Source organism: Streptomyces sp. NBC_00829 (assembly GCF_045161795.1).
Classification (GTDB): domain Bacteria; phylum Actinomycetota; class Actinomycetes; order Streptomycetales; family Streptomycetaceae; genus Streptomyces.
Genome location: NZ_CP108867.1, coordinates 8,687,853 through 8,702,190, shown reverse-complemented (window position 1 = coordinate 8,702,190; position 14,338 = coordinate 8,687,853). Strand labels below are relative to the sequence as shown.

Below are 14,338 nucleotides of genomic sequence, written 5' to 3'. Positions count from 1 at the left end.
GGGCCGCGAGAGGCCTCGAGTATCCTGAAATGCCCTTCTAAGGGACTGGATTCCGCCGACGGGTCTTGACTGTGATCCTTTGCCAAAACAGGAAAGAAAATCCGTCGGTTCCATGACATGCGGTGATCTTGCCGCCTCTCCCGCTTCGGCATGCCCGGCCACGGTGAGGTTCCGTCGATGCTCGACAATCAGGCGCCCAATCCGCGTGCGGCGGTCCGCTGTGGCCGGGGGCCCGCGGGTGTCGGCGGTGTTCTGCTCGTCGGCCTGCCGCTCGCGCACTGGCGCCGGCTGCGGCGGGCGAGCGCGCGGACGGCCGTCTGCCCGGAGTGCGGGTCGGGGTGGGCGATCGGGCCGGTGGACATACAACAGCGCCAAGCGGGTGGTGGGCTGGAAGATCAACTCCCCGAAGAGCGTGCAGGAGGGGGTCGAAGCGATCCAGGACCTGGCCACGCAGTGGCGGCTGCGGTGACCACGGACTTCCTACGCCGTCCGGCGGTCACCTCCAAGGAAATGGCCGACGACACAGTCCGGCACCTGGTCAGCGAAGCGCCGTTCGGCCACCAGGCCCACGAGCAGACCCCCGCCCCTCAGCGCTGGGGCGCAGCGCCGAGTTCATGGGCCTTGTGGCCGCCTGCGCTCAGTTCGTCCGCACCGCTGGAAGGATCGTCCCGAACCTCAAGGGTGAGCGCTACGACGACGCCGAACACGAGACCATCGCCCGGGGCCTGGCCCAGGTACGGCGGCATGTGTCGTCAGAGGTCGTCGATCCCTGCTGGCCTGAGCTTGGCCGAGCAAGACCGAACCTGCAGCCGATCTCGACCCGTTCGGCACGGCGCGTCAAGTTCCGGCTCGAACGCACCCCAGAATCTACGAACCCGCGCGCTTCGACGTACCGGGCCCTGGGGCTGCAGCGTGCCCGGGTGCGGGCGGTCGCCCTGCGCTGCGAGCAGCTGCTGGACGCGGCCGCGGTCGCCGAGCAGCTCTCCTTCGATGCCGGCCGGGAGCATCGGCTGCGTGCCGAGCGGGCCGTCGATGCGCTCAACGCCCGCTTCGGCTCCGGCACCGTGGGTCCTGAGGCGAGCTATCTGCAGGCCGGCTGACTCCCTCAGCTGCTGAAGGCCTTGGGACGCTTGGAGCCCTTGCGGCCGTCGGCGAGCGCTTCGAGCAGCTCGGCCGGCTCCGGGTGGATGCTGCTGCCGAGGTAGCGGATGCCCTCGCCTTCCGGGGGGCTGGCGGTGTCCTTGCCGATCGGGTGGCGCCGGCTGGTCGCGGTGCGCCATCCGTACCGCTCGTCCCACACCAGTGCCGGCGACGGCTGGCCCGCGGTGAGCGGGAGCGCTGCCGCCAGGTGTTCGTCGGCCAGCTGCCGCACCTCGACCTGGACCGGCTGGGCGACGCCGGCCTCGGCCAGGGCGTCGGCCACCTGCTGCAGGTACGGGCGGGCCTGGCGGGTGCGCAGCTCGGCCTCGGCGATCACCACGGCGCCGCGGTGGGTGACGGTGGGGTAGCCGAGCCGCTCGGCGGCCTGTTGCGGGGTGAAGTGCGGCCGGGCCTCGAGGAGGTCGGCGATCCGTCGGCCGCGCACCTGGGCGAGGCCGGCCTGGGCGGTGGGGAACTTGGCGATGCCCAGGGTGTCCGCGGCTTCGGTGAGCGTGATTGCCGGGTTGTCGTCGAGCAGTTCGGCGATCCGGGGCAGGATCTCGTCGCGTGGGATCATGTCGCCGCTGCCGGCGCGGCGGCCGCCGCCGGCGCCGCGGCCGGGCCGGGATGCCTTGAACTTGCGGACGATGTGCCGTGGCCAGTGCTCGGTGCCGCCTTCGCCGGCCGGGACCAGGACCACGTGCTCGGACAGCTTCGGGTCGCTCTTGTACTTGTTCCAGCTGGCCGGCGAGACGCCGAGCTCGGCGGCGGCCTCGTGGCGGTCCAGCAGGTCCTCGTCGTCGTCGACCTCCGGCAGGGCCGGGACGGGCTTGCCGGCGTGGAACGCTTTGGTCTGCTCGCTGTCCCACAGCAGTGCCCGGGAGGTGGGCGAGCTGATCGGGGCGGGGTGCCCTTCCTGGGTGTGCAGCCTCTTGTTGCGGAAGGTGCCGAGCGGCACGCCCAGCTGGGCGGTCAGGTCGGCCATGGTCTGCGCGTACTTGAGGCGTCCGGCGCGAATCATCTTCTTCGTTTCTCCATCACGGGGCGGGCGGGGCGCCGGTGTGAGCGCCCCGCCTGGAGCGGGGCGGTTCAGGTGGTTGAGGGGGCCGGCAGGCAGTTCGGCAGGCACGGCTCGCCGGGCTCGGCTCCGCATCCCTCGCAGCCGCGGGCGGCGGCATCGATGAGCGGCTTGAGGTAGGCGAGGACGCCGGCGGCGTGAGTGAGCGGGACCAGGGCAACGGCGGTGACGACATACAGGGCGTGCGGGGCGCGGGCCGTGGTGCGCACGCGGATCCCGGCGGTGTCGCCCGGGCCCGAGGCGAGGCCCGGCAGGACGAGACCGTCGGGGTGGCACTGCACGGTGACGCCGGCATTGGCCAAGTCGCGTGCGAGCTCGGCGAGTTCGGCAGCCGCGGCCGCAGCGGTGGCGGGCCAGGCCAGGTGCGCCCCGACGAAGGCGGCCCGGCCGGCGGCGTCGCTGACGGCGGGGGCCTCGAGCTCCTGGACGTGGGCGCCGGCATCGCGCCGGGTGAGGTAGAGGGGCATGGGGCTGCTCCTTGCGTGTGGTGTCTTCGGTGCTGGCGTGCTGCCACCGCACACCAACGAGAAAACAATACCGCCTTTACATCACCATCGGCAAGCAGGCCCGTACCGGACGCCGTGCCGTGCGGATACACTCGATGACGAGATACGCCTCTCGGGTTCTCCCGCGGAGTGTGTGTTTTCGGTTGGCCGGCGCCCTTGCCACCCGCCTCGGCGGATTGGGCGTCGGCCGTTTGCGTGCCCAACGATCCCGCACCGTGGCGCCGGACTCGCGAGAACTCAGGCGCCAGCCCCTCACCTCACCGAGCCCAGCGCCAATGTGACACTCGGCCTACTCAAGAAAACCCAGATCCGTATCGGGATGGCAGTGCGTGCAAGCCGGAATGCCGTCCACGAGAGCCCGGCGGGCTTCGTCGCGACTGAGGGCCTTGCGGCGCGTGAACTGCATATAGCAGGCCCCGGTGTGTACCAAGACGGGCAGCGCTCCCTGGCCATTGCCCCGCTCAAGGACCCAGTCCGGGGCTGGTGGTGACGACCGCCGCGCGACGTGCTGAGCCACTCGCCGCTCGGCTCCCTCAATCCAGTGTTCGGTCTGACGCAGTTGCTCGAGCTGCACGCGCCGCAGGAAGTACAGCATCTGCAGCTGCGACTGCTCATCGGACATGACCGTTCGACAGCCCTACGCGACCAGCACCGCAACTTCGGAACGATCCGCGACCGGGGCCAGCTCCTCCCCGAAGGACTGCGTGAGGGCTCCCGGTGTGCGCTTGAGCGCCATCCGCTGCTCCACGACAGTCCCGGCCGCCGCCGTCGCCCAATATGGGTGCGTCGACACGGCGATCGACAGATCCAGGACCAGTCCGCGCAGCCGCGCCTCCTCGGCCTTCTGCTGCTCCGTATAGCCGGGACTGTCCGGCATCGCGCCCACGTAATCGCTGTAAAGCTGCTTGTCTCCACTCCAGCCCTCGGCCGGCTCGACCGACCACGGCAGCGTCCGGCACAGCGCTGAATACTCGGCGCGCACGTGATGCAGGCGGAGCTGTGCGTCGCGCAGGTCTCGGGGAAAGTCGTAATCAGCCACGGCTGAAATGATACGCCTGTTCGAATAGCGGTGAAGGCCGACACGCCCCAGCTCGCGCCATGCCACTTCTATTACTCAGGCCGGGTGTCGCGCCCAAGGATCACATCGAGCTTGCGTCGGCCGCAGCCCTGGCAGTGCGCCACACCGGTATAGCTGTCCCACCCGGGGTCTGCTGCGAGCAGCCACGCGGGGTCGCTCGAAAAGCCTGGCGCCCACGTGGCTCCACAGATGCACTTACGGCCTTCCGGCGATGGCGGTTGGCCTCGGCGAAAGGGGATCACATTGTCTGCCACGTGGGCCTCCGGGACTTTGTCTCGCAGGCGCTCAGGGCCGCCAGGTGCGCAGCTGCTCGGCGATGCTGGCTGCGGTACAGCGCGGGTCGTACAGTTCGCGGGCCAGGGCGGCAAGCTGCTCGCGGCTGGGGTCGACGGGGATGCCGCTGGCGTTCAGGTACATGGTGGCGACGGCGCAGGCGACAGTGAGGTTGGAGCGTTCCAGCCAGCGGCAGCGGCCGAGGTTGTGGACCAGGGCGGCGGCTCGGGCGTATGGCCCGCCATACACGGGCTGTTCGAGCAGTTCGGCGCGGTGGCGGCCAACGGCCGCGATCGGGACACCGAGGTCGTCGGGGGCGGGATCGCGGTGACCGGCGCGCTCGGCGACTTCCAGAATCCAGGACAGGTCGACGTGCAGGGACATGCTCACGCAGCGGCGCCCCGGGCGTTCGGGGCCGGGGTGTGCTGAGTGTCGAGGGCGGCTTCCAGGTCTGCGAGGAAGTCGCCGTGGTGGTCGATGAGGCGCTGTGCTGCAGCCATGCCGGCCGCCCGGGCGCCGCTGGTGTCCTCGGCGATCAGCCGCTCCACGTAGCGGTTGAAGTCCAGACCGCGGGCGGCCGCGGCGTCCTTTCCGGCGGCGAGCACATCCGGCTCTAGCCGCAGCTGCGTCTGCTTCCTGTCGCTGCTCATACCGTCAAGGTAGCAGGGTGGTAGCATGCGGGCGAGGAGCAGGCGGGCAAGTGCTGCCCGGCGGGCCGGCTTCGAGGTCGGGCGCGCGCCGGGCAGCACGGTCCAGGATCGCACCGGTCACGGCACGGTTCGAGAAGCGGAGGGCAGCCGCCTGGGCAGGCGGCGAGAAGCCCGACCCACGCGCGGCCCGCATCGCCCGGCTGCGGGATCTCAACCAGCGGCTCACCGCAAACTCGCCCGCACCCATGAGGACAACGACTCTCCGCCGGCGACTGGGCAACCTACGCCGCCGAAGTCAGCCGACGCCCCAGCAACCGAACCTCAAGGCCGGCAGAAGCCACCGAATAGGAGATCCAGATGCACGCTCCCTCGCTCGACGCGGACTGGCTCGTCGTCTGGCAGCACCAGATCACCAAGTCGCTTCAGCGTGTGCTCAGCTCTTTCGAGGACACCCACGGCTACCCGCCCGGCGACAACGAGATCATCCTGGCAAATGCCGCCAGCCGATCAGCAGCCTCACGGTTCAAGGGGCACCCCGCAGCCGCACCCACCTTGATCGCGTTCTACGACACGATCTCCGAGGCAGCCCTGCCCGACATCGACAACGGGCACTTCATCCACTCACCCGACCACGTGCTCAACGACCTCGCTGAGTACGACGCCGTGCACGTTGCAGACGACGCGGTCGGCATCGTGTTCGGAAGCGACGGCGGAGGCAACCTCCTTGCCGTCGACCCGAGCGGGACCGTCCATCGGTCCACCACCGCGTCTTGGTTCGACGCCTTCGAACCGATTGCCCCCAGCTTCGTCGGCTTCCTCGAACAGCTTCAGCAGGCCGTCGCCGACTTCGCAGACACAGGGTTGCCACCCGAGCATCGCTGACGTGCCCTGGCCCAGACCATGCCCTCCCACAGCCAGGTATTCGGATAGGCGGCGGACCGCTGGACCTGGCTCCTGGTCGTCGCCCACACCCAGCTCCGCCTCGCCCGACCGCTCGCCGCCGACCTCCGTCGCCCCTGGGAGAAGCCGGTCAAGCCCGAACGCCTCACCCCTGCCCGGGTCCGCCGAGGGTTCAGGAACATCCGAGCCCACCTGCTCTGCCCCGCCCGTGTTCCCCAACCGCGCGGCACCGGTCCCGGACGGCCGCCCGGGACCAAGAACCGCCGTCCCGCACCCCGCTACGACGTGGGCAAGACCGTCAAACGCCCCGAGACCCTCAAAGCCATCGGCAGACCCGGAAGGTCTTGGTAGATAAAGAACAAGCTGAGGTGCTGCTGTCGTACCCCTCCGGCGGCCCGGGCGGACCGCCGCCCCGCGAGGAGACCCACAGCGAGCACGTCGTGGTGGGCGCCTTCTTCGAAGGAACGCGAACGAGCTCTCGGATGCTCCGCCCGGCGGGTGACCGTCGGCAGCCAACAGGGCGGAGTCGTTCAACCGGGAACGGTGACCCACGGCGGGGGCCTCGTCGTATGAAACGGATCGCCGCGTACCCAGCCCCCGCCGGAGAACAGGGGCTCAGCCGGCGCCTTCACAGCGATGCAGACATACCCTGGTCAGCAGCGTTCCCCCAGGAGCAAAGCCCGACCGCATGACTGGGCACCTGCGGTGCTGACATCTGGTCACAGTCCAGCAGCAACCGCCCCAGCAGGGACGGGGGTTTTGGCGGAAGATCCACTTTCGCGGGATCCCGGACCAGGAGAAAGTCAGGAGAGAGTGTTGACGATACGGTCGGCGGGCTGAAGGGTCAGGTAACGGCGGTGGACACCGACGAAGCAGCCATCATCCGCGACGCCACCTTGCGGCTGGCGAAGGCACTCCCCGACGCAGACCCCACCCGGATACGCCAGTCAGTGCGCATTGCGTATGAAGAACTCCGCTACGCCCGCGTGCGCACCTACCTGCCCATCCTGATGGAACGCAGAGCCAAAGACCTTCTCACCTCCGATCCCAGGCTCCCGCCACTGGACGAGGTTGCTGGCTAGCACCGACACCATCCGACGACCTGCTCGTCGGATCGGGTCTGCTCGATCGAGGCCGGCGCATCGTCCGGGATGACGTCGGGTTCGGGGAACGCCCGGCGGGACAGCTCCCGCATCGCACGGTTCTGCCGCTCCACCGCCTCCGCGATGCCCGGGTCGACCCGGCGCGGCGCATCGACCTCCTGGTGCGCAGCGAGCGCGCGGCGGTAGCCCTCGCACGCTCTCCCTCGTCCTCACCGGGCCCACGGCGACATCGGCCGGACCACCGGAGTGACGTCCGCCGGGCCGGGCTCAGGAGAGCAGGTCGGTCTGCGTTCCGACGCCGCGTTGTTCGGCATGGTGGTAGGCGAGCCAGGCAAGGGCGAGGTCCTGCCAGGGAAGCCCGACGGGGGCGTAGACGGTTCGTGTTGTGGCGCTGGTGCGGCCCGGGTGGTCGTTGCGGAGGAGCTCGCCGAGGGTGGCTGTGGCGGGAAGGCCGGCGGCTGCGAGTGCTCCCATGGAGCCAGCCAGTTCACGGTCGTCGACCACGACGAGCGCGGATGCGAGCAAGTCAGCAGAGAGCTCTTGCTTGCCGGGCTCATCGGCTCCCAGAGACGTCAAGTGGTGCCCGGGCGAGTGTCGGCAAGGTGCAGCAACGGTGTCCGTGACCACGTTGCCAACAGGATGACATCAGCGGCTGAGGCGACAGCCGTGGGAGAACCGAGGGCTCGTCCGCCGTGTCGGGCGATAAAGGCGGCGGCGATGGCTGAATCGGCGTCGTGCACCACGACATCGCGAAAGCTGCGCATGGTACGCAGTCCGCGGACCATGAGTTCGGCTTGTGCGCCCGCACCGATCACGCCGAGTACCTTGTCCCCTCCTGAGTCGGGGGTCGCGAGGACATGAGTACCCAGGGCTGCTGCGAGTCCCGTACGCCAAGCGGTGATGGTGGCGGAGTCCATCAGCGCGAGGAGCTCACCGTCACGACCACTGTGAAGGCAGATCACACCACGCAAAGCTGGTCTGGTGGCGGGGAACTTAGCGTTCACCTTCACCGTGTACGCATCGATGCCGGGCAGCAGCCCAGGGATCAACGCTGTGGCTGTGCCGGGAAACGGCAGGTCTGTCCGCACTCGCTGTCCCATTGCCGACCAGGAGTCGGCGCTGCAAAAGCCTTCTTTCAGGGCGGCCAGACAGGCCGCGGGCTCAAGCACGGCTTCCAGATCGCTGCGGGTCAGGATTCGGGTCATGACCCCATGATCCCAACCCTCGTTCCTCCGGCGGCTTCGATCGCGCAGTCCAGCAAGGCGGCCAGGGAGCGGGCTTCCCGCGTCTGCTCGCGCGGAGTCCGGCCCCTTCAGGCGCTTCGCGGTTTGCGTCCGCTCGACTTCTTGGCGGCTGTCTTCTTCGCCGCGGTCTTCCTGGTGGAGGCGGCCGTGGTCTTCTTGGCGGCCCGCTTCTTCGGGGTGGTCATCTTGTGGACGGTGGCGTCCTGGCCGGTGTCGCCGCGTGTGGCCCGGGCCTTGGCGACGGACTCGTTCAGCGCGGCCGTCAGGTCCACGACCGGAGCGCCCGGCACCTCCTGTTCCGGGACTGCCGGCGCCTCGCGGCCCTCGATCTTGGCGTTGATGATCTCGGTGAGGGCGTCGGTGTACGTGTCGCGGAAGCCGGACAGATCATCCGCGTCGAAGGCCTCCGCGAGCTGGAGCGCGCGCTGTACCTCGTCGTCGTCGACGTCCGCCTCGGGTGCGCCGACCAGCGCGGGCGAGCGGACCTCGTCCGGCGCGAGCAACTGCTGCAACAGCAGTACGTCGTCCTTGACCCGCAGCAGGCCGAGAACCAGGCGCGGCTCGGACGGGCGACCGAGGCGTTCGACGCCGCTCTCGACCGTCCCGGCTTCGTCGACGCCTTCGACAAGGCGTTCGGCGGCCTCCCCGAGGCTCCCGCCGGTAGTCGGGCGGCCTGATCTTGGAACTGCTCATCGACGTCCGGTGGCTCCTCGACCGGCAAGAGCGCGTACTCGGCAAAGACCTGCAGATCCGCGACTACTCGGCAATGGTGGCCGCCGTCGCCCGGCATCGGGTGAACACTCCGCACCTGGATGTGTCCGACCCTGACGCCTACTGGCGGGCCGCTGCCCTACTGGACACGCTCGTGCTGCAGCGGCCGCTGTTCTCCAGACTTCGATATGTCTCATGAGACAGCTCAAGACACTCTTCCCCGAGACTCTGTCCGGGGATTTTTTGTTGTTCGGGACGTCTCGGGTTGAGGAGCCGTTGGCGTACCGAACCAGGCGTCCCATTTGGCGAGGGCCATGGTGGCCCAGGGCTTCGGCGTAGTCACTTGACGTCCGGTTCGTGACGATCCGTCGGCTCGGCGGATCCGGGGAATGCGACAGGCACGGCTTCCAAGATCATGGAGTTCTCGACGCCCCGTGATCCGACTGGAAGACCGTGCCTGCCGACGCATCATCGCCGATCCCGCCTGCCTTTGACCAACTCCGCGAGCATCCCGAGGCCGTACCCGAGGAGATCCCGGACCTGCTGGCGCGACTGGCCCAAGTGCCCGACCCGCGAGATCCGCGCGGCGTACGGCACGCACTGGTCGTCGTACTCGCGCTGACCGCGTGCGCGGTTCTGGCCGGAGCGACCTCTCTGCTGGCGGTCGGTGAGTGGATCGCAGATGCCCCGCCGCCGGTCATGGAACGCCTCGGCATACGGCCCGATCCACTGTGCCCGAAGCGGTTCCTGCCTGAGGAAACGACAGTCCGACGGCTGCTGGCCCGCATCGACGGCGACGCGCTGGACCGGGCGGTCGGACGCTGGCTCGCCGACAGCCGCCCGAAGACGACCGGGCTGCGCGGCCTCGCCGTGGACGGAAAGAGCCTGCGCGGCGCGGCCAGAGCGAACGGCCGCAAGATCCACCTGCTCGCCGCGCTGGAGCACGCCACCGGCCTGGTCCTGGCCCAGCTGGACGTCGGCGAGAAGACCAACGAGATCACCTGCTTCCAGCCGCTGCTGGACACCGTCGCCGACCTGGCTTCAGCCGTGGTCACCAGCGACGCGATGCACACCCAGCGCGAGCACGCCGACTACCTCCTCGGCCGGGGCGCCCACTACATCGTGATCGTCAAGGGCAACCAGAAGAAGCTGCGCAAGCAGCTCAAGTCCCTTCCCTGGAAGGACATCCCGCTTCAGGGCCGCACCCGGGGCACCGGCCACGGCCGCTCGGAGATCCGCCGGATCAAGGCCGCCACCGTCAACAGCCTCCTCTTCCCCGGAGCCCGCCAGGCCGTCCAGATCAAGCGCCGGCGCACCGACCACAAGACCGGCAAGACCACCGTCAAGACGGTCTACGCCGTCACCAGTCTGACCGCCGAACAGGCCACCGCGGCCCAGCTCGCCGAACTCGTCCGCGACCACTGGAAGATCGAGACCCTGCACCACGGCCCTGGCCTCCCGAAGCTGCCGCGAAGTGACAAGTAGCTCTCTGTAGCCGATGTGACGGCCTGTTGTCCCGGTTTCCTGCGTTCTGGCTCTATCTCCGTTGTGCTCGCATCACCTTGGTCGCGTTGCGGTGATCGAGGTGAGGAGTAGGGCGTGCGTCGGGAGTGGGAACCGGAGGACCTGATCGAGGTCTGGACGCTGCTGGAGGAGGACCAGGAGCGGCTTCGGAACAAGTCGGGGGCGAACCGGCTGGGCTTCGTTATCTGGAGTCACTGAGGCACTGTCCAGGACGTGCAGCACGTACGGGTGAAGCCCCCTCGGCCACGTCCTGGATGGGATTACCTTCCGTCATCCACAACGGATGAGCGGGAGGTTCCATGAGGGTGCAGCGCGTGCTGATGCCGGACTCGGAGGCCGAGTCGTGGACCGTGCTCGGGGACGACCACGTGGCGGTCGCGCCGATCGAGCGCTACCTGGCCTACCTGGCCTGGGGCGAGAAGTCACCGAACACGGTCAAGGCGTACGCCCACGACCTGAAGGACTGGTTCGTCTATCTCACCGGCCGCGGGCTGGACTGGCAGTCGGTGACGCTGGAGGACGTCGCAGGGTTCGTGGGCTGGCTACGGCTTCCGCCGCAGGCCCGGGACGGAAAGGTCGCGGTGCTGCCCACGGCGGACCACCACTGCGCGGAGTCCAGCGTGAACCGCAAGCTCGCCGCCCTGTCGTCGTTCTGCGAGTTCCACGCCCGCCACGGGGTACCGCTCGGCGACCTGATGGTGACGATGCGGCCCGCTGGCCGCCGGGGCCGCGGCAGCTCCTACAAGCCGTTCCTGGAGCACATCGCCAAGAGCCGACCGCAGAAGGCCCGCACGATCCGGCTGCGGCAACCGCGGCGCCGGCCGGTCGTGCTGTCCGCCGGGGACGCCCAGGCGGTGCTGGACGGATGCGAGCATCTGCGGGACCGGCTGCTGTTCGCGCTGCTGCTGGACACCGGGCTGCGGATCGGCGAGGCATTGGGCCTGCGGCACGAGGACATCGCGCTGGCCGAGCGGCAGGTGAGCGTCATCCCACGGCTGAACGCCAATCGGGTGCGGGCGAAGGCGGGCCGCTCACGGGAGGTCCCGGCCAGCGTGGAGCTGATGCGGCTGTATGCCGACTACCTCAACCGCGAGTACGGCGCCCTCGACTCGGACTACGTGTTCGTCAACCTCTGGGGCCGCCCGCACGGCCGCCCGCTCACCTACTCCGCCGTCTATGACCTGGTGGAACGGTTGCGCCGCCACACCGGCATCGACTTCGAGCCGCACCAGTTCCGGCACACCTACGCCACCTGGCTGCTGCGCAAGGGCGCCGGCATGGAGAGCGTGAAGGAACTCCTCGGACACGCCTCGATCACCACCACGATGGATACGTACGGGCACCTCACCGTCGAAGACGCCCGCCGGACGCTGGAAGCGGCAGGCTGGTTCACCGGCCGGGAGGTGCGGCTGTGACCGTCACACCCCTGTCCACGGGCCCGCTCGGCCGGTCCGGGCTGCTGGAGAAACTGCTGGCCGCCGTCCGCTCGGAGTTCCGCGTCGACGTCCTGGTCCCCGACGCCGACGACCCAGTGCTGGGCTGGAAGCGCTGCCCGGTGGCGGGTTGCAACCGCGCCGCGCACGAGCAGGGCATGTGCACTGGCCATGCCCAACGCTGGCGGCGGGACGGACGCCCTGACCTCGCGGTGTTCCTCGCCGACCCCGGCCCTCCGCTCCGGGGAGTGGGCGAGCTTACGCACTGCACCGTTCCGGGCTGCCGCTTCGGCGCCGCTGGCAAGGGACTGTGCTCGCGGCACCGCGACAAGTGGTCCCGCTCCGGCAGCCTTGATCCCGCCGTCTGGGCGGCCTCCGCGCCGCCGCTGCCGGGCACCGACCGCACCGAGTGCGCCCTGCCCAACTGCACCTTGTGGGTGGAGAACGCGTCGAACGCGTTCTGCAAGAGCCATCACGTCCGGTGGCGTCAGGACGGCGCCCCGCCGGTCGCGGACTTCATCATCGAGTGCCAGTCCTTCGGCCTGCCGCGAGTAGACTTCCGTGGACTGGCGGCGCAGCTCAGGCTGGAGTTCCAGTACGCCGTCCAGGCCCGCCGCGACGAGCAGACCGTCACCGCACCGGCCCGCATGATCGCGGCCGCTATCCGCTGGGCCCGCGAAGAGCACGTGGGCTCCCTGCTGGACTATTCCGCGGAACGGTGGCAGCGGGTCGCCGACCCCTACCAACGCCGCGGATCCGGCGGCTACGACAAGCGCGTCGCAGTGTTCCTCCTCTACGCCCGGGACGCGGTCGAGACCCTGCGCGACGGCACCGGCTGGGAGGTCGAGTACGCCCGGGACGTGTGGCGGCTGGGCAAGCTGACCGGGCTCAACCGCAGCGTCAGTCGGCCCCGTCCCCGCAGCGAGCTGCGGTTCGACCGCATCACCCAGCCCTGGATGCGGGTGCTGGCGAAGCGGTGGATCAGGCTGCGGCTGTCGTCCGGCCTGAACGTCAGCACAGTTGTCAGCGACATGCAGGCCCTGACCCGGTTCAGCGAGTTCCTCGACGCCGTCGGCCCCACCGTTGTCCGCGGCCTGGGCGACGTCGACAGGGCCCTGCTGGAGCGCTACCTGGCCTGGCTGACCGACCTCCCCGGCGGGCTCAGCTCGAACGAGAGCCGCGTCAACGGCCTGCACCTGTTCTTCCAGGCCATCCGCCAGCACGGCTGGGACAGCTCTCTGCCGACCAGCGCCGCGTTCTTCACGGGCGACTGCCCGCGGCGCCGCACACGGCTCGCCCGCCACCTGGCCGAGCACATCATGACCCAGGTCGAACAGCCGGCGAACCTCGACCGGTGGACCGATCCCGCCGCCCGGCTGATCACTCTCATCCTGATCCGCTGCGGCCTGCGGGTCTCCGACGCCTGCACCATCCGGTTCGACTGCCTGCTTCATGACGGCCAGGGCGCCCCTTACCTGCGCTACTTCAACAACAAGATGAGCCGGGAGGCCGCCGTCCCCATCGACGAGGGGATCGAGGCCGAAGTCCGGGCCCAGCAGCAGCGCGTCCTTCAACGCTGGCCGGACGGCAATCCGCACGTCTTCCCCGGGCTGAAGGGCAACGCCGACGGCACCCGGCACTTCTCCCCGGACACCTACCGGCAGATGCTCAAGCGCTGGCTCGCCCAGTGCGACGTCCGCGACGAGAACGGGCAGCCGGTCCACCTCACCCCGCACCAGTGGCGGCACACCTTCGCCACCAGGCTGATCAACCGCGACGTCCCGCAGGAAGTCGTCCGCGTCCTCCTCGACCACGACTCCCACCAAATGACGGCCCACTACGCGCGGATCACCGACCAGACCGTCCGGCGCCGCTGGGAGGCCGCCACCAAAGTCAACATCCGGGGCGAGCGCGTCACCCTCGACCCCGAGGGGCCGCTGGCCCAGGCCGAGTGGGCCAAGACTCGCTACGGCCTCTCCACCCAGACCCTCCCCAACGGCTACTGCGGACTGCCTGTTCAGAAGAGCTGTCCGCATGCCAACGCCTGTCTGACATGCCCGGTCTTCCTCACCGGCCCGGAGTTCCTGCCCGAGCTGAAGGCCCAGCACCGGCGGACGCTGACGCTGATCGACAATGCGAAGGGCTCCGGACATCAACGGGTGGCCGAGATGAACGAGCAGGTCGCGGCCAACCTCGACCAGATGATCACCGAACTCGAAGCCGACGGGCCGCAGGAGGCCGCCGATGCGGGCTGACAACTCCCCACACATCGTCGCTGCCGCCCGTTCCCGGGCCGCGGCAACGAGGGAACGGGCCATCGCCGCTGTGCGGCGCATGGACGCCGCCGGCCAGCCGGTCTCCTTCGACGGGGTCGCCCGAGAGGCCGGTGTCTCGCGATCCTGGCTCTACAGCCAGACCGACCTGCGGGCCGAGATCCACCGCCTGCGCGAGCGGCACGGCCCGGTGGCTTCGGCTCCCCAAGTCCCCGACCAGCAGCGCGCGTCTGATGCTTCCCTGCTGCGGCGGCTGGAGGCCGCGACGGCCCGAAACCGTCAGCTGGAGGCGGAGGTGAGAGAACTGAGGGACCAGCTCGCCCGCGTGCTCGGACAGCAGCGGGCCGCCGCCGTCACCTCTTCGGGTGAATCCCGCAGCCCTCGCCAGCAGTCGGTGAAGACCATCGGACCCTGCTGATCCGGTC

At 69.5% G+C, this 14,338-nt stretch carries 16 protein-coding genes and 3 pseudogenes; 11 read left to right on the top strand and 8 right to left on the bottom strand.

The genetic code is table 11. The annotated features are described in order from the left end of the window. Positions 1–112: 112 nt before the first annotated feature. Both OG293_RS39045 and OG293_RS39040 read left to right on the top strand, forming a co-directional pair. Positions 113–516, top strand: a pseudogene (locus OG293_RS39045) (DUF6192 family protein); the annotation flags it as partial. A 77-nt stretch (positions 517–593) separates the two neighbouring features. Then, entirely contained in the window at positions 594–1,100 is a 507-nt protein-coding gene (locus OG293_RS39040) for a DUF6192 family protein (protein WP_406003843.1), read from the top strand. A 5-nt stretch (positions 1,101–1,105) separates the two neighbouring features. On the opposite strand, the gene OG293_RS39035 is transcribed toward OG293_RS39040, so the two are convergent. From OG293_RS39035 to OG293_RS39010, 6 genes are all read right to left on the bottom strand, one after another. Then, a complete protein-coding gene (locus OG293_RS39035; RefSeq protein WP_406003442.1) occupies positions 1,106–2,161 on the bottom strand; it encodes a DUF6292 family protein in 1,056 nt (351 codons plus the stop codon). Positions 2,162–2,229: 68 nt separating this feature from the next. Next, positions 2,230–2,685 carry a hypothetical protein gene (locus OG293_RS39030; RefSeq protein ID WP_406003441.1) on the bottom strand — a complete coding sequence of 152 codons (456 nt, stop codon included), beginning with the start codon at positions 2,683–2,685 and terminating at the stop codon, positions 2,230–2,232. A gap of 328 nt (positions 2,686–3,013) precedes the next feature. Next, positions 3,014–3,346, bottom strand: coding sequence for a DUF6233 domain-containing protein (locus OG293_RS39025; protein ID WP_406003440.1), 333 nt, complete (start codon positions 3,344–3,346; stop codon positions 3,014–3,016). 15 nt (positions 3,347–3,361) lie between these two features. After that, positions 3,362–3,763: a hypothetical protein gene (locus OG293_RS39020; RefSeq protein ID WP_406003439.1), complete on the bottom strand. Its 402-nt coding sequence runs from the start codon at positions 3,761–3,763 to the stop codon at positions 3,362–3,364. A gap of 324 nt (positions 3,764–4,087) precedes the next feature. Next, positions 4,088–4,459: a fic family toxin-antitoxin system, toxin component gene (locus OG293_RS39015; RefSeq protein ID WP_406003842.1), complete on the bottom strand. Its 372-nt coding sequence runs from the start codon at positions 4,457–4,459 to the stop codon at positions 4,088–4,090. Between the two features lie 2 nt (positions 4,460–4,461). Further along, positions 4,462–4,725, bottom strand: a complete 264-nt coding sequence (locus tag OG293_RS39010; RefSeq protein WP_406003438.1) for a hypothetical protein — start codon at positions 4,723–4,725, stop codon at positions 4,462–4,464. Between the two features lie 357 nt (positions 4,726–5,082). Between OG293_RS39010 and OG293_RS39005 the strand changes: the two genes are divergently transcribed. From OG293_RS39005 to OG293_RS38995, 3 genes and pseudogenes are all read left to right on the top strand, one after another. Then, entirely contained in the window at positions 5,083–5,607 is a 525-nt protein-coding gene (locus OG293_RS39005; protein ID WP_406002387.1) for a hypothetical protein, read from the top strand. A 48-nt stretch (positions 5,608–5,655) separates the two neighbouring features. Beyond that, positions 5,656–5,976 (top strand): annotated as a pseudogene (locus tag OG293_RS39000) (transposase); the annotation flags it as partial. Between the two features lie 506 nt (positions 5,977–6,482). After that, entirely contained in the window at positions 6,483–6,707 is a 225-nt protein-coding gene (locus OG293_RS38995) for a three-helix bundle dimerization domain-containing protein (protein WP_406003437.1), read from the top strand. 288 nt (positions 6,708–6,995) lie between these two features. Here OG293_RS38995 and OG293_RS38990 read toward each other — a convergent pair. Then, positions 6,996–7,933 (bottom strand): annotated as a pseudogene (locus tag OG293_RS38990) (ornithine cyclodeaminase family protein). 107 nt (positions 7,934–8,040) lie between these two features. Then, complete coding sequence (locus OG293_RS38985) at positions 8,041–8,484, bottom strand: hypothetical protein (protein ID WP_406003436.1); 444 nt, start codon at positions 8,482–8,484, stop codon at positions 8,041–8,043. 167 nt (positions 8,485–8,651) lie between these two features. On the opposite strand from OG293_RS38985, the gene OG293_RS38980 reads away from it, so the two are divergent. From OG293_RS38980 to OG293_RS38955, 6 genes are all read left to right on the top strand, one after another. Next, positions 8,652–8,882, top strand: coding sequence for a hypothetical protein (locus tag OG293_RS38980; RefSeq protein WP_406003435.1), 231 nt, complete (start codon positions 8,652–8,654; stop codon positions 8,880–8,882). 254 nt (positions 8,883–9,136) lie between these two features. Further along, the gene (locus OG293_RS38975; RefSeq protein ID WP_406003434.1) at positions 9,137–10,168 is read left to right on the top strand and encodes an ISAs1 family transposase; all 1,032 of its coding nucleotides are present in this window, start codon (positions 9,137–9,139) and stop codon (positions 10,166–10,168) included. Between the two features lie 114 nt (positions 10,169–10,282). Then, on the top strand, positions 10,283–10,405 hold the full coding sequence (locus OG293_RS38970) for a hypothetical protein (protein ID WP_331752124.1): 123 nt from the start codon (positions 10,283–10,285) through the stop codon (positions 10,403–10,405). 101 nt (positions 10,406–10,506) lie between these two features. Further along, positions 10,507–11,622, top strand: a complete 1,116-nt coding sequence (locus OG293_RS38965) for a tyrosine-type recombinase/integrase (RefSeq protein ID WP_331752125.1) — start codon at positions 10,507–10,509, stop codon at positions 11,620–11,622. Then, entirely contained in the window at positions 11,619–13,895 is a 2,277-nt protein-coding gene (locus tag OG293_RS38960) for a site-specific integrase (protein ID WP_331752126.1), read from the top strand. Before OG293_RS38965 ends, OG293_RS38960 begins: the two co-directional genes overlap by 4 nt. Next, on the top strand, positions 13,885–14,331 hold the full coding sequence (locus OG293_RS38955; RefSeq protein WP_331752127.1) for a DUF6262 family protein: 447 nt from the start codon (positions 13,885–13,887) through the stop codon (positions 14,329–14,331). Before OG293_RS38960 ends, OG293_RS38955 begins: the two co-directional genes overlap by 11 nt. Positions 14,332–14,338: the final 7 nt, after the last annotated feature.

What these genes read in the sequence shown, in the direction of transcription:
- OG293_RS39015 (WP_406003842.1), bottom strand. Translation starts at nt 4,459, where the DNA reads ATGTCCCTGCACGTCGACCTGTCCTGGATTCTGGAAGTCGCCGAGCGC.
- OG293_RS39010 (WP_406003438.1), bottom strand. Translation starts at nt 4,725, where the DNA reads ATGAGCAGCGACAGGAAGCAGACGCAGCTGCGGCTAGAGCCGGATGTG.
- OG293_RS39030 (WP_406003441.1), bottom strand. Translation starts at nt 2,685, where the DNA reads ATGCCCCTCTACCTCACCCGGCGCGATGCCGGCGCCCACGTCCAGGAG.
- OG293_RS39025 (WP_406003440.1), bottom strand. Translation starts at nt 3,346, where the DNA reads ATGTCCGATGAGCAGTCGCAGCTGCAGATGCTGTACTTCCTGCGGCGC.
- OG293_RS38955 (WP_331752127.1), top strand. Translation starts at nt 13,885, where the DNA reads ATGCGGGCTGACAACTCCCCACACATCGTCGCTGCCGCCCGTTCCCGG.
- OG293_RS38965 (WP_331752125.1), top strand. Translation starts at nt 10,507, where the DNA reads ATGAGGGTGCAGCGCGTGCTGATGCCGGACTCGGAGGCCGAGTCGTGG.
- OG293_RS39035 (WP_406003442.1), bottom strand. Translation starts at nt 2,161, where the DNA reads ATGATTCGCGCCGGACGCCTCAAGTACGCGCAGACCATGGCCGACCTG.
- OG293_RS39005 (WP_406002387.1), top strand. Translation starts at nt 5,083, where the DNA reads ATGCACGCTCCCTCGCTCGACGCGGACTGGCTCGTCGTCTGGCAGCAC.